The sequence below is a fragment of the Pararhizobium sp. P1_E7 genome (assembly GCF_056405855.1).
Map to the genome: position 1 here is coordinate 191,675 of NZ_JBFUBH010000001.1, position 19,376 is coordinate 211,050.

At 60.0% G+C, this 19,376-nt stretch carries 14 protein-coding genes; 12 read left to right on the forward strand and 2 right to left on the reverse strand.

The features are described from left to right. The first annotated feature begins 5 nt into the window (after positions 1 to 5). The 9 genes from AC1D17_RS00845 to AC1D17_RS00885 all read left to right on the forward strand — a co-directional run bounded on the left by AC1D17_RS00845 (position 6) and on the right by AC1D17_RS00885 (position 10,298). The gene (locus AC1D17_RS00845) at positions 6 to 560 is read left to right on the forward strand and encodes a sarcosine oxidase subunit gamma (protein WP_477563543.1); all 555 of its coding nucleotides are present in this window, start codon (positions 6 to 8) and stop codon (positions 558 to 560) included. 202 nt (positions 561 to 762) lie between these two features. Further along, complete coding sequence (locus AC1D17_RS00850) at positions 763 to 3,189, forward strand: GcvT family protein (RefSeq protein WP_477563544.1); 2,427 nt, start codon at positions 763 to 765, stop codon at positions 3,187 to 3,189. 298 nt (positions 3,190 to 3,487) lie between these two features. Next, the gene (locus AC1D17_RS00855) at positions 3,488 to 4,390 is read left to right on the forward strand and encodes a branched-chain amino acid ABC transporter permease (protein ID WP_477563545.1); all 903 of its coding nucleotides are present in this window, start codon (positions 3,488 to 3,490) and stop codon (positions 4,388 to 4,390) included. Between the two features lie 4 nt (positions 4,391 to 4,394). Continuing rightward, on the forward strand, positions 4,395 to 5,786 hold the full coding sequence (gene livM, locus AC1D17_RS00860; RefSeq protein ID WP_477563546.1) for a high-affinity branched-chain amino acid ABC transporter permease LivM: 1,392 nt from the start codon (positions 4,395 to 4,397) through the stop codon (positions 5,784 to 5,786). Continuing rightward, positions 5,786 to 6,664, forward strand: a complete 879-nt coding sequence (locus tag AC1D17_RS00865) for an ABC transporter ATP-binding protein (protein ID WP_477563547.1) — start codon at positions 5,786 to 5,788, stop codon at positions 6,662 to 6,664. Before livM ends, AC1D17_RS00865 begins: the two co-directional genes overlap by 1 nt. Continuing rightward, complete coding sequence (locus tag AC1D17_RS00870) at positions 6,664 to 7,389, forward strand: ABC transporter ATP-binding protein (protein ID WP_477563548.1); 726 nt, start codon at positions 6,664 to 6,666, stop codon at positions 7,387 to 7,389. The genes AC1D17_RS00865 and AC1D17_RS00870 overlap by 1 nt, the downstream gene beginning before the upstream one ends. A gap of 118 nt (positions 7,390 to 7,507) precedes the next feature. Further along, on the forward strand, positions 7,508 to 7,852 hold the full coding sequence (locus tag AC1D17_RS00875; RefSeq protein WP_477563549.1) for a DUF6867 family protein: 345 nt from the start codon (positions 7,508 to 7,510) through the stop codon (positions 7,850 to 7,852). A 122-nt stretch (positions 7,853 to 7,974) separates the two neighbouring features. Continuing rightward, a complete protein-coding gene (locus AC1D17_RS00880; protein ID WP_477563550.1) occupies positions 7,975 to 9,093 on the forward strand; it encodes a branched-chain amino acid ABC transporter substrate-binding protein in 1,119 nt (372 codons plus the stop codon). Between the two features lie 230 nt (positions 9,094 to 9,323). Then, positions 9,324 to 10,298 carry a 2-hydroxyacid dehydrogenase gene (locus AC1D17_RS00885; protein WP_477563551.1) on the forward strand — a complete coding sequence of 325 codons (975 nt, stop codon included), beginning with the start codon at positions 9,324 to 9,326 and terminating at the stop codon, positions 10,296 to 10,298. Positions 10,299 to 10,334: 36 nt separating this feature from the next. Here AC1D17_RS00885 and AC1D17_RS00890 read toward each other — a convergent pair whose 3' ends face one another. Further along, the gene (locus tag AC1D17_RS00890) at positions 10,335 to 11,258 is read right to left on the reverse strand and encodes a response regulator (protein ID WP_477563552.1); all 924 of its coding nucleotides are present in this window, start codon (positions 11,256 to 11,258) and stop codon (positions 10,335 to 10,337) included. Then, on the reverse strand, positions 11,251 to 14,640 hold the full coding sequence (locus tag AC1D17_RS00895) for a hybrid sensor histidine kinase/response regulator (RefSeq protein ID WP_477563553.1): 3,390 nt from the start codon (positions 14,638 to 14,640) through the stop codon (positions 11,251 to 11,253). The genes AC1D17_RS00890 and AC1D17_RS00895 overlap by 8 nt, the downstream gene beginning before the upstream one ends. 324 nt (positions 14,641 to 14,964) lie before the next feature. Here AC1D17_RS00895 and urtA point away from each other — a divergent pair, with 324 nt between their 5' ends. From urtA to urtC, 3 genes are all read left to right on the forward strand, one after another. Then, entirely contained in the window at positions 14,965 to 16,254 is a 1,290-nt protein-coding gene (gene urtA / locus AC1D17_RS00900) for an urea ABC transporter substrate-binding protein (protein ID WP_477563554.1), read from the forward strand. Between the two features lie 323 nt (positions 16,255 to 16,577). Then, on the forward strand, positions 16,578 to 18,185 hold the full coding sequence (gene urtB, locus AC1D17_RS00905) for an urea ABC transporter permease subunit UrtB (RefSeq protein WP_477563555.1): 1,608 nt from the start codon (positions 16,578 to 16,580) through the stop codon (positions 18,183 to 18,185). Continuing rightward, positions 18,182 to 19,375, forward strand: coding sequence for an urea ABC transporter permease subunit UrtC (urtC, locus tag AC1D17_RS00910; RefSeq protein ID WP_477563556.1), 1,194 nt, complete (start codon positions 18,182 to 18,184; stop codon positions 19,373 to 19,375). Before urtB ends, urtC begins: the two co-directional genes overlap by 4 nt. Position 19,376: the final 1 nt, after the last annotated feature.

The window sequence follows — 19,376 nt, forward strand, 5'->3', positions numbered from 1 at the left end:
CGGACATGACCAGAACCTATACTTCCCGCCATCCCCTTGAAGACCTGCTGCCGCTCAAGCCCGGCATTCGTGCGGTCGATCACCTGGACAGTCCGCGCGCCATGGCGATCGCCGCCGTGATGGCGATGGACGGGGAAGAGGCAGCCGTGGCGGCAGGATTGGCGGCTTCAGGCGATGTGCAGGTCCGTTTTACCGGTCCTGGCGAATGGCTGATCCTGTCGCAGTCCGAAACGCCGGAGGAGCTGCACCGCAATCTTTCGCTGCTGCTCGCCGAGACTGCCTACATCGTCGATCAGAGCGACGGCCGGGTCGTTTTCAGGCTGTCCGGGCCCAACGTCCGGCGCATCCTTGCCAAGGGGATTGCCTCGGATCTGCATCCCGCCGTGTTTGAAATCGGCACGTCATCGAACGTTCTTTGCGGCCATATCAGCGTCAATCTGGCGAGAACCGGCGAAAACGAGTTCGAATTGATCGTCATGCGCAGTTTCGCGGGATCTCTGTTCGGCGATCTGAGCGTGATGGGGCGGGAATTCGATCTCTCCGCCGATTTTTCCGCATAAGGATAGCGCGAAGGGTAAATACGTCATCGCGTGACGCATTTAGGGCGCTGCTGAAGGAGCCGATGGCGGGAACGAGCAAGACCTGTTCGCTGAGATATCTTTAACCGGTTCGACTTTGCCGGTACGGTTTCGATAGCCAAGAGTTTGCTTCATCGACCGGGAACGCTCTTTCGCGGGGCAATCCCGAAACCGGAGAATATCCATGAAAAGCCATGCCAGGGTCGTCGTTATCGGCGGCGGCGTCGTCGGTTGTTCGATCCTTTATCACCTGACGAAATTCGGCTGGACCGATGTCGTTCTTCTGGAGCGTTCGGAGCTCACGTCCGGTTCGACGTGGCACGCGGCCGGCGGCATGCACACGATCAATGGCGACCCGAACGTCGCCAAGCTGCAGAAATATACGGTCGAGCTCTACAAGGAAATCCAGGACTATTCCGGCCAGGACATCGGTCTGCACATGACCTCCGGCATGATGCTGGCTGCGACCAAGGAGCGGTTCGACTGGATGAAGTCGATCCTCGCCAAGGGCCGCTACATGGGTCTGGAAGCCGAGCTTTTGACGCCCAAGGAAGCACATGAGCTGATGCCGCTTCTCGACCCGTCGCAGTTCGTCGGTGCTGTCTTCGACCCGGTCGAAGGGCATCTTGATCCCTACGGCACCACGCATGCCTATGCGAAATCCGCCAAGAAGAATGGCGCCGACATCTATCTGCACACCAAGGTGGAAGACCTCGTCCAACGGGAAGATGGTTCCTGGCGGGTCATCACCAACAAGGGCGAGATCGTCGCCGAGCATGTCGTCAATGCCGCCGGTCTCTGGGCCCGCGAAGTCGGCCGCATGACCGGCCTCGAGCTGCCGGTGCTGGCGATGGAGCACATGTACCTCATCACCGAGGATATGCCCGAGGTTATCGAGTTCAACCAGACGCGCGGCAAGGAACTGATGCACTGCGTCGATTTCGACGGCGAGATCTATCTGCGCCAGGAACGCAACGGCATGCTGATGGGCACCTACGAAAAGGCCTGTCGCCCGTGGTCGCCGGTCACCACGCCGTGGGATTTCGGCCATGAGCTGCTGGCCGAGGATATCGAGCGTATCACACCGGAACTCGAAGTCGGCTTCCGCCATTTCCCGGCCTTCAACAATGCCGGCATCAAGAAGATCATCAACGGACCCTTCACCTTCTCGCCGGACGGCAATCCGCTGGTCGGTCCGGTGCGTGGGCTCACCAACTACTGGTCGGCCTGTGCCGTCATGGCCGGGTTCAGCCAGGGCGGCGGCGTTGGCCTGGCGCTAGCCAACTGGATCATCTACGGCGATCCGGGTTTTGACGTATTCGCGATGGACGTGTCGCGCTACGGCGATTTCGCCACGCTCGGCTTCACCAACGCCAAGGTCCGCGAAAACTATTCCCGCCGCTTCTCGATCCGCTATCCGAACGAGGAACTGCCGGGCGCCCGTCCGTTCCTGACCACGCCGATCTACGACAGACTGAAGGATGCGGGTGCCGTCTTCGGTGCTTCCTACGGGCTCGAATCACCGCTCTGGTTTGCCCCGAAGGGCGAGGAAGACAAATTCTCCTGGCGCCGTTCCAACGATTTCGACGTCGTCGGTGCCGAAGCCAAGGCCGTGCGCGACAGCGTCGGTCTGATGGAGACGTCCGGCTTCGCCAAATATGCGATCACCGGCAAGGGGGCAGAGGCCTGGCTCGACCGGATGCTGACCTGCCGCATTCCGGCCAAGGGCCGCATGTCGCTCGCCCCGATGTTGAAGGACGACGGCAAGCTGATCGGCGATTTCACGCTGGCAAAGCTTGGAGAAGGGGATTTCCTGCTCATCGGCTCCGGCATCGCCGAAGACTACCATATGCGTTGGTTCGAGAGCCATTTGCCCAAGGACGGCTCGGTCATGCTGACGGCGCTGAACCTGCAGCTGGTCGGTCTGTCGATTGCCGGGCCGAATTCGCGCGCGCTGATTGCCAAGCTGACGCATCTCGATATGTCCGACGAGGCTTTCCCGTTCATGGATATCCGCCGCATGGATCTCGGCATGGCGCCGGCGACCGTCGGTCGCGTCAGCTATACCGGCGATCTCGGCTACGAGATCTGGATGAAGCCGGAATATCAGCGCTACCTCTATGACCTGATCATGGAGGCCGGCGCCGGGTTCAATATCAAGCCGTTCGGCTTGCGTGCGCTCAACGCGCTTCGTGTCGAAAAATCCTTCGGCAGCTGGTCGCGCGAGTACCGGCCGCTCTACGGTCCGTTCGAAGCCGGGCTCGGGCGATTCGTTGCCTTGAAGAAGGATGCGGATTTCATCGGCAAGCAAGCGGCGGCGAAGGAAAAGGCGCAAGGCGGTACGCTACGCCTGCGAACCTTCGTCATCGAAGCCAAAGACGCCGATGTCATCGGCGACGAGCCGATTTCCCTGAATGGCAAGGTCTGTGGCTGGGTGACATCCGGCGGTTATGCCCACACATCCGGCGTTTCCGTCGCCATCGGCTACGTACCGAAGGAGGTTGCGGACGAAGCCGATGGGTGGCAAGTTGAGTTGCTTGGCGAAATGCTGCCCGCCCGTTTGCAGGCGCAACCGCTTTTCGATGCCAATGGTTCGCGCATGCGATCCTGACAGGTTTGGCAACTATTACAAAGGCCTGCTGGCGCTGTTTGTGCCGGCCGGCCTGTTTGTGCGGATGGCCGTAGGAATCACGGTTTGATGCTCGAAAACATGCCTCAAACTGCTACATTTTTGATTTTTTGGCTGTTTAAGCGTCAATATCACCAAATTGGGAAAGAATTTCGGGAAAGCATCATTTTACGCTTCACTTTTGGTTCGAAAGCATTATGGAATCCCCTATCGAAAAGGCTCAGAAAGAGCCACGAAAAGAAGAGGTCTGGCCTACTAGGATCAGACCCGGGGGATATTGATGGAGTATTTTGTCCAGCAGCTCGTCAATGGGCTGACTCTTGGCTCGATTTACGGTTTGATTGCCATTGGCTATACAATGGTTTACGGCATTATCGGCATGGTAAACTTCGCCCACGGCGATATATTCATGCTTGGCGGTTTTGCAGCGCTCATCGTTTACCTGGTTCTTGTTGGGCTGTTCGGTGGAATTCCGATCGCGCTTGCGCTGTTCGTCATGATCATCGTGGCGATGCTGATGACCGGACTGTGGAACTGGGTCATTGAAAAAATGGCCTACCGCCCCTTGCGCGGTTCCTTTCGTCTGGCGCCGCTGATCACCGCGATCGGCATGTCCATTGCGCTGTCGAACTTCATTCAGGTGACGCAGGGCCCGCGCAACAAGCCGGTGCCGCCGCTGGTGTCGTCGGTCTACGATGTTTTCGGCATCTCGATTTCCCTGAAGCAGATCATCATCGTTGTGGTTACAGCGGTTCTGCTGACGATCTTCTGGTATATCGTCAATCATACGCCGCTTGGACGCGCACAGCGCGCCACCGAGCAGGACCGCAAGATGGCGGCGCTGCTGGGTATCGACGTCGACAAGACGATCTCTATCACCTTCGTCATGGGCGCGGCGCTGGCTGCCGTCGCCGGTACCATGTACCTGATGTATTACGGCGTCATCGTTTTCACCGACGGCTTTACGCCGGGCGTCAAGGCTTTCACGGCCGCCGTTCTGGGTGGCATCGGCTCGCTGCCGGGTGCCGTGCTGGGCGGTCTGATGATCGGGCTCATCGAGTCGCTGTGGTCCGCCTATTTCACCATCGACTACAAGGATGTCGCGACATTCTCGATCCTCGCCATCGTGCTGATTTTCAAGCCATCTGGTATTCTGGGTCGGCCGGAAGTCGAGAAGGTATAATTTCATGGCAAACATTACCAACACTCCTGAGAGCGCCGGCAGCAATCTGACGGTGCGGGCTCTGCGCGAGGCTTTTTATGCTGGCCTCGTTGCGCTCGGTCTCTTCGTGCTCTTCGTCGGCCTGAAGACCGACCAGAACATCCTGAACGAGCTGGTCCTCGTGCAGCGCTGGGGATTGCTCGCAATCTTCGTCGTCATCGCAATGGTCGGACGTTTCCTTTCCGTCGCCTACTTCCGTCCCTATCTTGCCGAACGCAAGGCATCAAAGGCCGCCGCTCCGGCAACGGCGCAGGAGGCGGGCTTCGTCCGGCGCAATTTCAGCCTGCTGGCCATCGCTGCCCTGGTGGTCTATCCGCTGGTCATGGTGGGGTTGTTCGGTTTCCAGGGCTCGTTGAAGTGGGTCGATAACTTCGGTATCCAGATCCTCATCTATGTATTGCTGGCCTGGGGTTTGAACATCGTCGTCGGCCTCGCCGGTCTTCTCGATCTCGGTTACGTGGCCTTCTACGCGGTTGGGGCCTATTCCTACGCGCTGCTGTCGTCCTATTTCGGCCTGTCCTTCTGGCTGTTGTTGCCGATGGCCGGTATCCTGGCCGCTCTCTGGGGCACGATCCTCGGTTTTCCGGTGCTGCGGCTCAAGGGCGACTACCTGGCGATCGTGACGCTCGCTTTCGGGGAAATCATCCGCCTGGTTCTGATTAACTGGACTGCGGTTACCAAGGGCACCTTTGGTATTTCGGGTATCGCCAAGGCGAGTATCTTCGGCATCTGGTCCTTTGACGTCGGCGCCTCGAACAATTTCGCCAAGGCATTCGGCCTGCCGATGTCTTCGGCCTATTACAAGATCTTCCTCTTCTATCTGATCCTGGCGCTTTGCATGCTGACCGCCTTCGTGACGATCCGCTTGCGCCGCATGCCGATCGGCCGCGCCTGGGAAGCACTGCGCGAGGACGAAATTGCCTGCCGTTCGCTCGGTATCAACACGGTCACGACCAAGCTGACGGCATTTGCCACCGGTGCGATGTTCGGGGGGATTGCAGGTTCGTTCTTTGCCGTTCGCCAAGGGTTCGTTTCGCCGGAATCCTTCGTCTTCCTGGAATCGGCGATCATTCTTGCCATCGTGGTTCTGGGCGGCATGGGCTCGTTGGTCGGTATTGCCGTCGCTGCGACGGTGATGATCGGCGGTACCGAGCTGCTGCGTGAAATGGACTTCCTGAAGCAGGTATTCGGACCTGACTTCACCCCGGAACTCTACCGCATGCTGATCTTCGGCCTGGCCATGATCATTGTCATGGTGTGGAAACCACGCGGCTTTGTCGGCTCGCGCGAACCCACGGCCTTCCTGAAGGAACGCAAGAGTGTATCGGGCAGCTTTACCAAGGAAGGGCACGGCTGATGGCCCTCGAGACAGATACAATGACAAAAGATCCAATCCTCAAAGTCGAGCATCTGTCGATGCGCTTCGGCGGCCTGATGGCCATCAACGACCTGTCGTTCGAAGCCTATCGCGGCGACATCACCGCACTCATCGGCCCGAACGGCGCCGGCAAGACGACGGTCTTCAACTGCATCACCGGCTTCTACAAGCCGACGATGGGCATGATCACGATGCGGCAGAAAGCGGGCAAGGAATATCTGCTCGAACGCATGTCGGATTTCGAGGTCAACCGCGACGCCAAGGTGGCCCGTACCTTCCAGAACATCCGGTTGTTCTCGGGCCTGACGGTGCTGGAAAACCTGCTTGTCGCGCAGCACAACAAGCTGATGCTGGCCTCGGGCTATACGATCCTCGGCCTGCTCGGCTTCCCGACCTACAAGGCGGCCGTCGGGCAGTCGATCGAGCAAGCCAAGTACTGGCTCGACAAGGCGAACCTCACTGACCGCGCCGACGATCCGGCCGGCGACCTTCCCTACGGTGCCCAGCGCCGCCTGGAAATCGCCCGCGCCATGTGCACGGGGCCGGAGTTTCTCTGCCTCGATGAACCGGCCGCCGGTCTCAATCCGCGTGAATCCCTGGCGCTCAATGAATTGTTGCGCAGCATCCGCAAGGATACCGGCACGTCGATCCTCCTGATCGAGCACGACATGTCGGTTGTCATGGAAATTTCCGACCATGTCGTGGTGCTGGAGTACGGCCAGAAGATTTCCGATGGCAATCCGGAGCATGTGAAACACGATCCGAAGGTTATTGCGGCCTATCTCGGTGTTGAGGATGATGAGGTCGAAGAGGTGATCGAAGAAATCGCGGAAATCGCGCCGGGAGAGACGCACTGATGAGCGAGAATCTCCTCCATGTAAAAAGCGTTGAGACCTATTACGGCAATATTCGCGCGCTCGCGGGCGTCGAGGTCGAAGTCAAGCGCGGCGAAATTGTCTGCATGATCGGCGCCAACGGTGCCGGCAAATCGACGCTGATGATGACGATCTGCGGCAGCCCGCAAGCAAAGACCGGTTCGGTGACGTTCGACGGTCAGGACATCACGCGTCTGCCGACGCATGAAATTGCCCGGCTGCGCATCGCCCAGTCTCCGGAAGGCCGGCGTATTTTCCCGCGCATGACCGTCTATGAAAATCTTCAGATGGGGGCGAGCCTCGACAATCTGAAGCATTTCAACGAGGACGTGGAAAAGATCTTCACGCTTTTCCCGCGGCTCAAGGAGCGTCAGGCCCAGCGCGGCGGTACGCTGTCGGGCGGCGAGCAGCAAATGCTTTCCATCGGCCGCGCGCTGATGGCGCGTCCGAAACTGCTGCTTCTCGACGAGCCATCGCTTGGGCTTGCGCCGCTGATCGTCAAGGGCATTTTCGCTGCGATCAAGAAGCTCAATGAAGAGGAAGGCCTGACCGTTTTCCTCGTCGAGCAGAACGCCTTTGCGGCTCTGAAGCTGTCGCACCGTGGCTACGTCATGGTCAACGGCAAGGTGACGATGAGCGGCAGCGGCAAGGAATTGCTCGCCAATCCGGAAGTGCGCGCCGCCTATCTCGAGGGCGGCCATCATTGATGCATTCCGGACCGCGGCTGAGAGCTCCTTGGGCGCGGACCGGTTTGTACATTCGGCATATGGAAGGCGTTTTCGTGCGGCTTGATGCCCGCATGGCGCCTTGAAGGGGAGAAACGGAATGCACGGCATTCTCTACGAAGAACCCTCGGTTCTGCACTTTCTGCTTATCACCGTCCTGATGGGCGGCTGGACGGCGTGGCGCACTGGAAAGAGCGCTGCCGAGGGCTGGAAAAGCTATGGGGTCCTGGTGTTCTATACGCTACTTCTGGGTGTGGCGATCCGCTTCATTCATCACGCGCTTTTCAACGGCAGCATGTTGACTTTACAGTACTATGTCGTGGACACGATCGTCCTTTTGCTGTTTGCTACGGCTGGTTATCGCTACTACCGCACGCAGCAGATGACCAACAATTACTACTGGCTTTACGAAAAGGTTTCGCCGTTTTCGTGGAAGGCCAAATGACAGAGGGAACCCCGCAACGGCGTCTTGCACGCTGATGCGGACATAAGAACACCGGCACGATTATGGTGGGTATCGTGACTGGTTCCAAAAGGCACCCGCTCAATTTTTTTGGGAGTAACAAGATGAAGAAGTCACTTTTGTCAGCTGTTGCGCTGACTGCAATGGTCGCTTTCAGCGGCACTGCATGGGCTGACCTGCTGGTTGGTGTTGCTGGCCCGTTGACAGGCCCGAACGCAGCTTTCGGCGCGCAGCTCCAGAAGGGTGCCGAACAGGCCGCAGCTGATATCAATGCCGCCGGCGGTATCAATGGCGAGCAGATCAAGGTTGTGCTCGGCGACGACGTTTCCGATCCGAAGCAGGGCGTTTCCGTTGCCAACAAGTTCGTTGCCGACGGCGTCAAGTTCGTTATCGGCCACTTCAACTCCGGCGTTTCGATCCCGGCTTCGGAAGTCTACGCCGAAAACGGCATCTTGCAGATCACTCCTGCGTCCACCAACCCGGTCTTCACCGAGCGCGGCCTGTGGAACACCTTCCGTACCTGCGGCCGTGACGACCAGCAGGGTGCCGTTGCCGGCGCCTACATTGCTGCAAACTTCAAGGACGCCAAGGTTGCCGTCGTTCACGACAAGACACCTTACGGCCAGGGCCTCGCTGACCTGACCAAGGCTGCCATGAACGAAGCCGGCGTCAAGGAAGTCGTCTACGAAGGTATCACGGCAGGCGACAAGGACTTCTCGGCCCTGATCGCCAAGATGAAGGAAGCCGGCGTATCGCTGGTTTACTACGGCGGTCTGCACACGGAAGCCGGCCTCATCATGCGCCAGATGGCTGATCAGGGCCTGAAGGCCACTGTCATGTCCGGCGACGGTATCGTCTCGAACGAACTTGCTTCGATCGCTGGCGACGCTGTCGATGGCACGCTGATGACGTTCGCTCCCGATCCGCGCAAGAACCCGGCTGCAAAGGAACTGGTCGAAAAGTTCCGCGCTTCCGGTTTCGAGCCTGAAGCCTACACGCTCTACGCCTATGCTGCCCTACAGGTCATCGCAGAAGCTGCCAAGACAACCGGCGGCAACGACCCGCAGGCTGTTGCCGAGAACATCAAGGGCAAGGGTCCGTTCAAGACCGTTATCGGCGAGTTCGGCTATGACGACAAGGGCGACATCACCCGTCCGGACTACGTCATGTACACCTGGAAGAAGGGTGACGACGGCAAGTACAGCTACTTCCAGAACGAATAGTCGTTCCGGATCTGCTTACCGGTCCTTCTGGACTGCGAAAGGCCCGGCATTTGCCGGGCCTTTTTGCGTTAAATGGCCCTCCACTGTGTCGGATGGCTTGACGGATGGATCCGGCATGGCTCTGCTCTATCCTTCGCGCGGAACGTTCGTTTTGAGCCAACGGAATCGCTTCCGTTTAAAGATGAAGCGCTCTAATGGTCAGCCCAAGCAACTATTGTTCGGAGACGCCGATGGCCGAAAAACCACGTATCCTTGTCACCCGCCGCTGGCCCGATGCGGTCGAGCGCGTGCTCGCCGCGCAGTTCGATGCGTCTTTCAACGCATCGGATGTGGCCATGGATGCCGGCGCGCTGAGCGAAGCGCTTCGATCATTCGATGCGGTCTTGCCGACCGTGTCCGACCGTCTGCCGGCATCGCTGTTCGAAGGCGGTGATATCCGCACGAGGATTCTCGGAAACTTCGGTGTCGGCTACAATCATATCGATATCGCGGCGGCCGGGCATTACGGCATTACCGTCACCAATACGCCGGGCGTTTTGACCGATTGCACCGCCGATATCGCCATGGCGCTGCTGTTGTCGGTTGCGCGCCGCACCGGCGAGGGGGAACGCGAAGTTCGTGCCGGGCAATGGACCGGTTGGCGACCGACACACATGATCGGCACCCAGGTGACGGGAAAGACGCTGGGGATCATCGGCTTTGGCCGGATCGGCAAGGCGATGGCGAAACGCTGTCATTTCGGTTTCGACATGAACGTCGTCTTCTACAACAGGTCGCGGATCGATCCTGCGGAAGCTGCTTGGTATGGTGCACGGCAGCTGGACACCGTCGAGGACGTGCTGGCGGCCGCTGATTTCGTTTCGCTGCATTGCCCGGGCGGTGGCGAAAACCGGCATCTGATCAATGCGCAACGTCTGGCGGTGATGAAGCCGGCAGCCTATCTCATCAATACCGCCCGTGGCGACGTTGTCGATGAGACGGCGCTGATCCACGCATTGGAAACGGGTATCATCCGTGGCGCCGGGCTGGATGTCTTCGAAGCGGAGCCCAACGTTCCCGAGCGGTTGCGTGCTCTGGAGAATGCCGTTCTCCTGCCGCATCTGGGCAGTGCCAGCGAAGAAACGCGCACTGCCATGGGCATGAAGGTCGTGGAAAACATCACGGCCTTCTTCGAGGGCCGCGAGCCACCCGACAAGGTCGCTTAATACCAAGTCTCCATCATCGAGACTTGGTATAAACGGCTATTCCTGGCGCAGCGCGTTCGCCGCCTTGACGGCGGCAGAAGCACGATTTTCGACGCCGAGCTTTACGTAGATCTGTTCCAGGTGCTTGTTGACGGTGCGGGCGCTCAGGCCCAGGATTTCGCCGATGTCACGGTTGGATTTGCCCTTGGCGATCCACAGCAGGACCTGTGCCTCGCGCACCGTCAGCGAGAAATTCTGCCGCAGGATTTCGTCGTCGCTGGTCTGGCTGACGCCGGTCAGCCGGAACAGGAATTCGTCCCCGCCGATTGCGCCGAGATAGGCAAGCTGCAGCACCGGCTGACCATTCTGGTGGATCATCAGCGGGCCGTCCCTGGACACGCCATGTTTCTCGCGTTCCTGCTGCCATTGACGGATGTGGACGGCAAGCGTGTCCAGTCCGTCATCGCGTCCCGTCGCGGCATTGACCAGCCGGGTTGCCTGCGGTGTCGACCACTGGATGGTACCGTTGCTGCGCACGGCGAGCAAATGCCGCCCGGCCGCGTCCAGTGCGACACGCGCGCTTTGCGCCGAGCGCGCATTGGCGAGATGCACGCGGATACGGGCGCGCAGCTCATCGATATTGATCGGCTTGGAAAGGTAATCGACGCCGCCCGATTCCAGTGCGTGGACGATGTGCTCGGTTTCCGTCAGCCCGGTCATGAAAATCACCGGCACCTGGGCCACGGCCGGATTGGTCTTCAGGGTCCGGCAGGTGGCAAAGCCGTCCATGCCCGGCATGACGGCGTCCATCAGGATGACGTCGGGCGTGATCCGGTCCACGACGTTGATCGCCGCGTTTCCGGACGTTGCGATCAGGACGGAAAACCCGGATTGCTCCAGCGCATCGGTGAGGAACCCCAGCGTTTCCGGTGAATCGTCCACGATGAGCACGATGTCGCGCGGATGCACTGTTTCATTCACCGGCCGGTCTCCCCTGTTTGTTGATGTTTTGCAGGAAGTTGGCATAGCCGGCAAGGTCGAAAGCCTGGACGTAGGTCTTGACCGCCTCGGTGAACGGCTGGTTTTCCTCAAGGCGCGCGAGATCGGCGAGCTTGGCCTCGATGCCCCGGACATAACCGATCTCGCCAAGGCGGATCAGCTCTTCGACATGAGCGGCACCCGGGGTCTTCACCGTCGCCTTCATCCTCGTTTTGACCGGCGGTTGCGCGGTATCGCTGTAGATCCATTCGAGCGCCAGATGGACGGCCAGCTTGTCGTTCAGCTGGCGGATATCGAAGGGCTTGGCAAGCGTATCGTTGTGGCCGGTATGGGTGTCGGCGGCTGTGCCGTCGCCGATATTGGCCGAGAGCATGATGATCGGCGCCGTCTGTTCGTGATCGCGCAGCCGGGTCGCCAGTTGCCAGCCGCTCATGCCGGGCATCGAGATGTCGATGAGGAAAAGGTCCGGCCGGATGCCCTCGATCAGCGTCAGGCATTCCGTGCCGCCTGCAGCGGTCAGCACGATGAAATCGAGTGGCATCAGCACCTCGCGCATCAGGTCGCGATGATCCTCGTTGTCATCGACGACGACGATGGTCCGTCTGGGACCGGCATAGCCGGCGATCTTGCGGATCGAGGGCAGGGACGCCGTCGGCCTGTCAATCGCCGATAACATCAGCCGGACGCGGAAGGACGAGCCTTTGTCACGTTCGCTCTCGACGACGATCTCGCCGCCGAGCGTTTGGGTGAGCAGCTGCGTGATTGTCAGCCCCAGCCCAAGACCGGGCATCGGGCGGACATGCTGGGCTTCGCCGCGCTGGAACGGCTCGAAGATGCGCGGCAGGTCGGCTTGCGAAATCCCGCGGCCGGTATCGGAGACGGTGAAGGTCGCCACCTGGCTGCGATAGGCGACATCGAAGCGGATAGCGCCTGTGTCTGTGAATTTGATGGCATTGGACAGAAGGTTGACGAGGATCTGGCGCAGACGCTTTTCGTCCGTGCGGACATATTGGGGAAGGGCACCGGCGCGTCGATGTTCGAAGGCGAGGCCTTTTGCCTGTGCTTGCGGGCGGAACATATCGGCGATCTGGTCGAGGAAATCCTGGATGTTGATCTCGTTGGAATAGACCTGCAGGCGGCCGGCCTCGATCTTGGAGATGTCGAGCAGGCCGTCGATCAGACCCGACAGATGGTCGGCGCTGCGCTTGATCACCTTGATCGCCGACTGGCGCGGAGCGGGTATGGTCTCGTCGCGCTCGAGGATCTGGGCGTAGCCGAGCACGGCGTTGAGCGGCGTCCTCAGTTCGTGGCTCAGACCCACCACATAGCGGCTCTTGGCGCGGTTGGCCGCTTCCGCCGTTTCCTTGGCATATTGCAGGGCTGCATCGGTCTTCTTGTGGGCGGCGATTTCCTTGAGCAGGAGCGTGTTCTGGCGCGAGGATTCCTCCTCCGCCACCAGCCGGCTGTCATGGGCAAGCACATAGAACCAGCAGACGATGCCGGTGACGACCGCAAAGACGAAGAAGACGATGCCGATCGTCCGATTGATCACCGAGGCGGTCTCCGGCGAGGCTGTGCCGGTCTGGTGGGCGATCATTGCCAGGATGACGCCGATGCCGGCGACGGAAAGGACAACGGCAATGCCGTAGCGGCCGAGCCGGGTGGAGAGTGTTTCCGTCACTCTTTGCGGCAACAGGGTCTTGGCGACGACGGCGGTCTGATAGTTGAAGCTCGCATGCGGCTTGCACATGTCGTGACAGCGGCTGTCGAGCGAGCAGCAGAGCGAGCAGATGGGCGCAGAATAGGCCGGGCACCAGGCCATGTCCTCCGGTTCGAACGGATGCTCGCAGATCGAGCAGGTGACGGTCGAGAGCTTCTTCCAGCTCTGGCGCGGCTTGCGGGCAAGGTAATATTTGCCCTTCGTCGCTAAGGCGATGGCGGGAGAGACGATGAAGGCCGTGATCAAGGCGATATAGGGTGCCAGCGAGGAGGCGAGTGCGCCGAACAGGCCGAAATGTGCGGTGAGCGCGGCCAGGGCGGAGGCCGCCATCGCGCCGACGCCGACCGGGTTGATATCGTAGAGATGGGCGCGCTTGAACTCGATACCGGGTGGCGCCAGCCCCAGTGGCTTGTTGACGAAGAGATCGGCCGAGATCGTGCAGAGCCAGGACATGGCGATGATCGAGAAGATGCCGAGCGTTTCTTCCAGAAGCTTGTAGATGCCGAGTTCCATCAGCAGAAGCGCGATCGCCACGTTGAACATCAGCCAGACGACGCGGCCGGGATGGCTGTGGGTGAGGCGCGAGAAGAAATTCGACCAGGCGAGCGACCCCGCATAGGCATTCATGACGTTGATCTTCAATTGCGAAACGACCACGAACGCCGCCATCAGGAGAAGTGCTGCATTGTGCCAGGGCATCATGTAGCCGAAGGCGGTCAGGTACATATGCGCCGGGTCTGCCGCATCCTCGACAGGAACGCCGGCACTGAGGCACAGGACGACGAGGAACGAGCCCGCCAAAAGCTTCGGTGCGCCAAGGATCACCCAGCCGGCGCCGGCAAGGAACACGGCGAAGCGATGGTGGAGCTTGCGCTGGCCCTCCGGCGGCAGGAACCGCAAGAAATCCACCTGCTCGCCGATCTGGGCCATCAGGGCCAGGATAACAGCCGAGGCGGCGCCGAACTCGACGAGCGAAAACGGAGCGATGGAGCCGGGCATCCCGGCTGATTTGTGGGCACCGGGGAAGGCGAGCCAGAGGTCGAACTTGCTCCAGTCGGCAAGCGCAATGAAGGCGAAGGGCAGGATGTTGAGGACGATCCAGAATGGCTGCGTCATCAACTGGAACTTGCTGATCAGCCGTACACCGTGCGTCACCAGCGGGATCACCATCACGGCGCTGACGATATAGCCGATCCAGACGGGGATGCCGAGCGCCAGTTCCAGCGCCGCCGACATGATTGAGGCCTCGATGGCAAACAGCATGAAGGTGAAGCTGGCATAGATCAGCGACGTGATCGTCGAGCCGATATAGCCGAAGCTCGCCCCGCGGGTGAGCAGGTCGATATCGACGCCATGGCGGATCGCATAGCGGCTGATCGGCAGGCCGACACCGAGCATGACGAGGCTGGCGGCAAGGATGGCAATGATGGCATTGGTAGTGCCGTAGGAGAGCGTGATGGCGCCGCCGATCGCCTCCAGCGCCAGGAACGAAATTGCCCCGATCGCCGTCTGCGAGATGCGTTGCGACGAGAATTGCCGGGCGCTCTTGGCCGTGAAGCGAAGCGCGTAGTCTTCCAGCGTCTGGTTGGCGACCCAGCGGTTATATTCGCGCCGGACCGGAATGATGCGCTGGCGGGCTGTCATGCCTAATTTCTATTCCTCTGCGGAAGGTGATCAATGATTAGGCAATGTCGTCCGATCGGAGATCTTTTGCAAGTGCGAGGTGTGGATTGATTGGGGACCGGGAGATTTGTTTCCCGTAAGTGGAACGTGGCGGCGAACGCGCTGCCGGACAGGCAAGGACCGGGCATTCCGGTCAATGCGCGTATGCGTGTGCTGCATTGCACACTTCGCCCCGCCCTCTACGTCAATTGACGTATACAGAATTCGAAAACCCCAGCGGATAGTCCCTTTACGAACGGTAAAGGTCTCCCAAGAGCCGTCGTCAAAGAACGAGAGGGGTTCACAATGAAAATCAAATCTCATGTCATGAGCGCGTTCCTGGCTGGCGCGCTTGCCACGACCGCATTCTCCGGCGTTTTTGCCGCCGAAGACACGATCAAGGTCGGCGTTCTGCATTCGCTTTCCGGTACCATGGCCATTTCCGAGACCACGCTCAAGGATGCCATGCTGATGCTCATCGAGGAGCAGAACAAGAAGGGCGGCCTTCTCGGCAAGAAGCTCGAAGCCGTCGTCGTCGATCCGGCGTCTGACTGGCCGCTGTTTGCCGAAAAGGCCCGCGAACTGATTTCCGTCGACAAGGTCGCTGCCGTCTTCGGTTGCTGGACCTCGTCGTCGCGCAAGTCGGTTCTGCCGGTCTTCGAAGAGCTGAACTCGCTGCTCTTCTATCCGGTCCAGTACGAGGGTGAGGAATCCTCGCGCAACATCTTCTATACCGGTGCAGCACCGAACCAGCAGGCCATTCCTGCCGTCGATTATCTGATGAACACGGAAGGCGTCGAGCGCTTCGTGCTTGAAGGCACCGACTATGTCTATCCGCGCACGACCAACAAGATCCTCGAAGCCTATCTGATCGCCAAGGGTATTCCGAAGGAAGACATCCTGATCAACTACACGCCGTTCGGCTTCTCCGACTGGCAGACGGAAGTGGCCAAGATCAAGGAATTCGGTTCGGCCGGCAAGAAGACCGCCGTCGTCTCGACCATCAACGGCGATGCCAACGTTCCTTTCTACAAGGAGCTTGGCAACAAGGGCATCAAGGCAACGGACATTCCGGTCGTCGCCTTCTCGGTTGGCGAAGAAGAACTTGCCGGTCTCGACACCAAGCCGCTGGTCGGCCATCTGGCTGCCTGGAACTACTTCCAGTCCGTCGATGCTCCGGTCAACGCCGAATTCATCAAGCAGTGGCATACGTTTACCAAGAACGACAAGCGCGTGACCAATGACCCGATGGAAGCCGCCTATATCGGCTTCAACGCCTGGGTGAAGGCTGTCGAGGCTGCCGGCACCACCGACACGGACGCCGTTCTCGACACGATCATCGGCACCAGCGTTCCGAACCTTTCGGGCGGCTATTCCACCGTCATGCCGAACCACCACATTACCAAACCGGTGCTGATCGGTGAAATCCAGGAAGACGGCCAGTTCGAAATCGTCCAGCAGACGCCCGCCGTCGTCGGCGACGAATGGTCCGACTTTCTGCCCGACTCGAAAGACCTGATCTCCGATTGGCGCAAGCCGATGTCCTGCGGCAACTTCAACGTCGCAACCGGCAAGTGCGGCGGCAAGGGCTCCTGATTTCATCAAGGTCAGTATATTCCGGAAGCGGCTTTTCGGCCGCTTCTCGACAATCATTCACTGCATTGCCGAAGCATACCCCTCCGTCCGGTTCTCCCATCCGGACGGAGGGACTTTCATCCCTTTCCCTTGCATCCCTTTGCGATGTCTCCCTTTTCCTGTGTGCCTGGCACGCTTTCTGCATCGGTTAGGGGTGGTCCAAGGTTCCTGGTGCCGCAGCGGTTCGATCTGATTGTTGAACGGGCGCATTGCGCAAACTTTAAGCAACGGCGCCAGCGGCTTCGGCGGAACCCGTAGTCCAGCCAACGGAACAAGAAAAGCTCATGTATCGCGCCATCCAGACCCTCCTTGTCGCTTTCTGTCTGCTGGTCAGTTGCCTTGCAACCGGCCTGCGGGCGCAGGAAGATATCCGCCCGCTGGTCGATGCGCTCGGCGCCAGCGGCTTTCCGCAGAAGATCGAAGCCGTGAAGGCGCTTGCCGCCTCAGGAGACGCCAAGGTCGCCGACATCCTGCAAGATCTCAGCGACGGTAAACTTTACGCGCCGAAGACCGGTGGGCCGGTTTATCTCGAAGGCCCGGCGAGCGGCGCATATGTCGATGTTCTGACCGGCGCGCCAGCGGCGGATGTTCCCGGCAATTTGGCCAAGATCAAATTGAACAACGGTTTGCGCGGCGCGATTGGCGCGGCTCTCAGCCAGCTGACGCTCATCAGCCCCGATCGAACGGCCCGCCTGACGGCGTCGCAGGATCTGCTCAAGGATGCCGATCCGGACAATCTCGGCCTGTTGAATTCGGCGCTGGCGTTGGAGAAGGATCCTGAAGTCAAGGCGACCATGGAAGCGGCGCGGGCCGTCATCCTGTTGAAGACCGATGCCAGCGCAAACGACAAGAGAGCTGCTATCGACACGATCGCCGCTCGCGGAAACCGCGATGCGCTGACGATTCTGACCGCGGCGATGGAGAACGCGCCTGAAGATCTGAAACCCGCGATCCAGACGAACATCGATTCGATCGACCGCAGCCTGGCCGCCTGGGACGTCGTCCAGAACGTCTGGTACGGCCTGTCGCTCGGCTCTGTCCTTCTTCTCGCGGCAATCGGACTTGCGATCACCTTCGGCGTCATGGGCATCATCAACATGGCGCATGGCGAAATGGTCATGCTCGGCGCCTACACAACCTACGTCGTTCAGCAGACGGTCGCGTCCGTCGCCCCCGGCATGACCGACTATACGCTCGCCTTCGCGGTTCCCGCCGCCTTTCTCTTTACCGGCCTGGTCGGTGTCGGCATCGAGCGCAGCGTCATCCGCTTTCTCTATGGCCGCCCGTTGGAGACGTTGCTCGCCACCTGGGGCATCTCGCTGATCCTGCAGCAGGCGATCCGCACCATTTTCGGGCCGACCAATCGTCAGGTCGACAATCCGGGCTGGATGTCGGGCGCCTTCGAGCTTGGCGGGCTTGCCATCACCTACAATCGTATGTGGATCATCGTCTTCTCGCTTGGCGTCTTCGTCGCGCTGCTGCTGCTCCTCAAACGCTCCAAGTTCGGCCTGCAGATGCGCGCCGTGACCCAAAACCGCCGTATGGCCTCGTCGATGGGCATCCGCACGCCATGGGTCGATGCGCTGACCTTTGGCCTCGGTTCCGGCATCGCCGGCATGGCGGGCGTGGCGCTCAGCCAGATCGACAATGTCTCGCCCAATCTCGGCCAGAACTACATTATCGACAGCTTCATGGTCGTGGTCTTCGGCGGCGTCGGCAATCTTTGGGGAACGCTGATCGGTGCCTTGACGCTCGGGATCGCCAACAAGTTCCTCGAACCCTATGCCGGAGCGGTGCTCGGCAAGATCCTCATCCTCATCTTCATCATTCTCTTCATTCAGCGGCGGCCACGCGGCCTGTTCGCGCTCAAGGGAAGGGCGGTCGAACAATGATTACGCAAATGCTGTTTCGCAGGCACGAAAAGAAAACCCTCTGGGCTGTGTACCTGATCCTTACTGCCGCCCTCCTCGTGCCGCTCGCCAATCTGCTGATCCCGGAGGGCAGCGCCTTTCATGTGCCTGGCTATCTGGTGCCGCTGCTCGGCAAATACCTTTGCTATGCGCTTTTGGCCTTGGCGCTCGATCTCGTCTGGGGTTACTGCGGCATTCTCTCGCTTGGCCATGGCGCGTTCTTCGCGCTCGGCGGCTATGCCATGGGCATGTACCTGATGCGCCAGATCGGCGACCGGGGCGTCTATGCCAATCCGCTGCTGCCCGATTTCATGGTCTTCCTCAACTGGAGCGAACTGCCGTGGTACTGGCATGGCTTTGACCATTTCGCCTTCGCGGCGCTGATGGTGCTTTTGGTGCCGGGGCTGCTTGCCTTCGTCTTTGGCTGGTTTGCCTTCCGCTCGCGCGTCACCGGCGTCTACCTGTCGATCATCACCCAGGCGATGACTTATGCCTTGCTGCTTGCCTTCTTCCGCAACGAGATGGGATTTGGCGGCAATAACGGGCTGACCGATTTCAAGGAAATTCTCGGTTTCAACGTCCAGGCCGGTGGCACGCGGGCAGCGCTGTTTGCCGCCACCGCCATTGCGCTGGCGCTGGCGCTCATGCTGAGCTCGGCCATCGTCCGTTCCAAATATGGCAAGGTGCTGGTCGGCGTGCGCGATGCGGAAAGCCGCACCCGGTTCCTGGGTTACCGCGTCGAGAACATGAAGCTGTTCATCTTCACCGTTTCGGCGATGATGGCTGGCGTTGCCGGCGCGCTCTACGTGCCGCAGGTCGGTATCATCAATCCCGGCGAATTTGCACCGGCAAACTCGATCGAAGTCGTGATCTGGACGGCGGTGGGCGGGCGCGGCACCCTGATCGGGCCGATCATCGGCGCCATTCTCGTCAATTTCGGCAAGAGCATCTTCACCGCCGCTTTCCCGGAATTCTGGCTGTTCGCGCTCGGCGCACTGTTCGTCGCAACGACCCTGTTCCTGCCCAAGGGCGTCGTCGGCACGGTCCAGCAGCTTTTGGCCCGGCGCAACGAACAGAGACGAGCCGACGCCATCGAGCAAGCCTATCAGGACAAGGCGGCTGCCAAGATCGAAGACCAACTCGCAACACTCGAACCCCAGGCTGCGGAGTAAG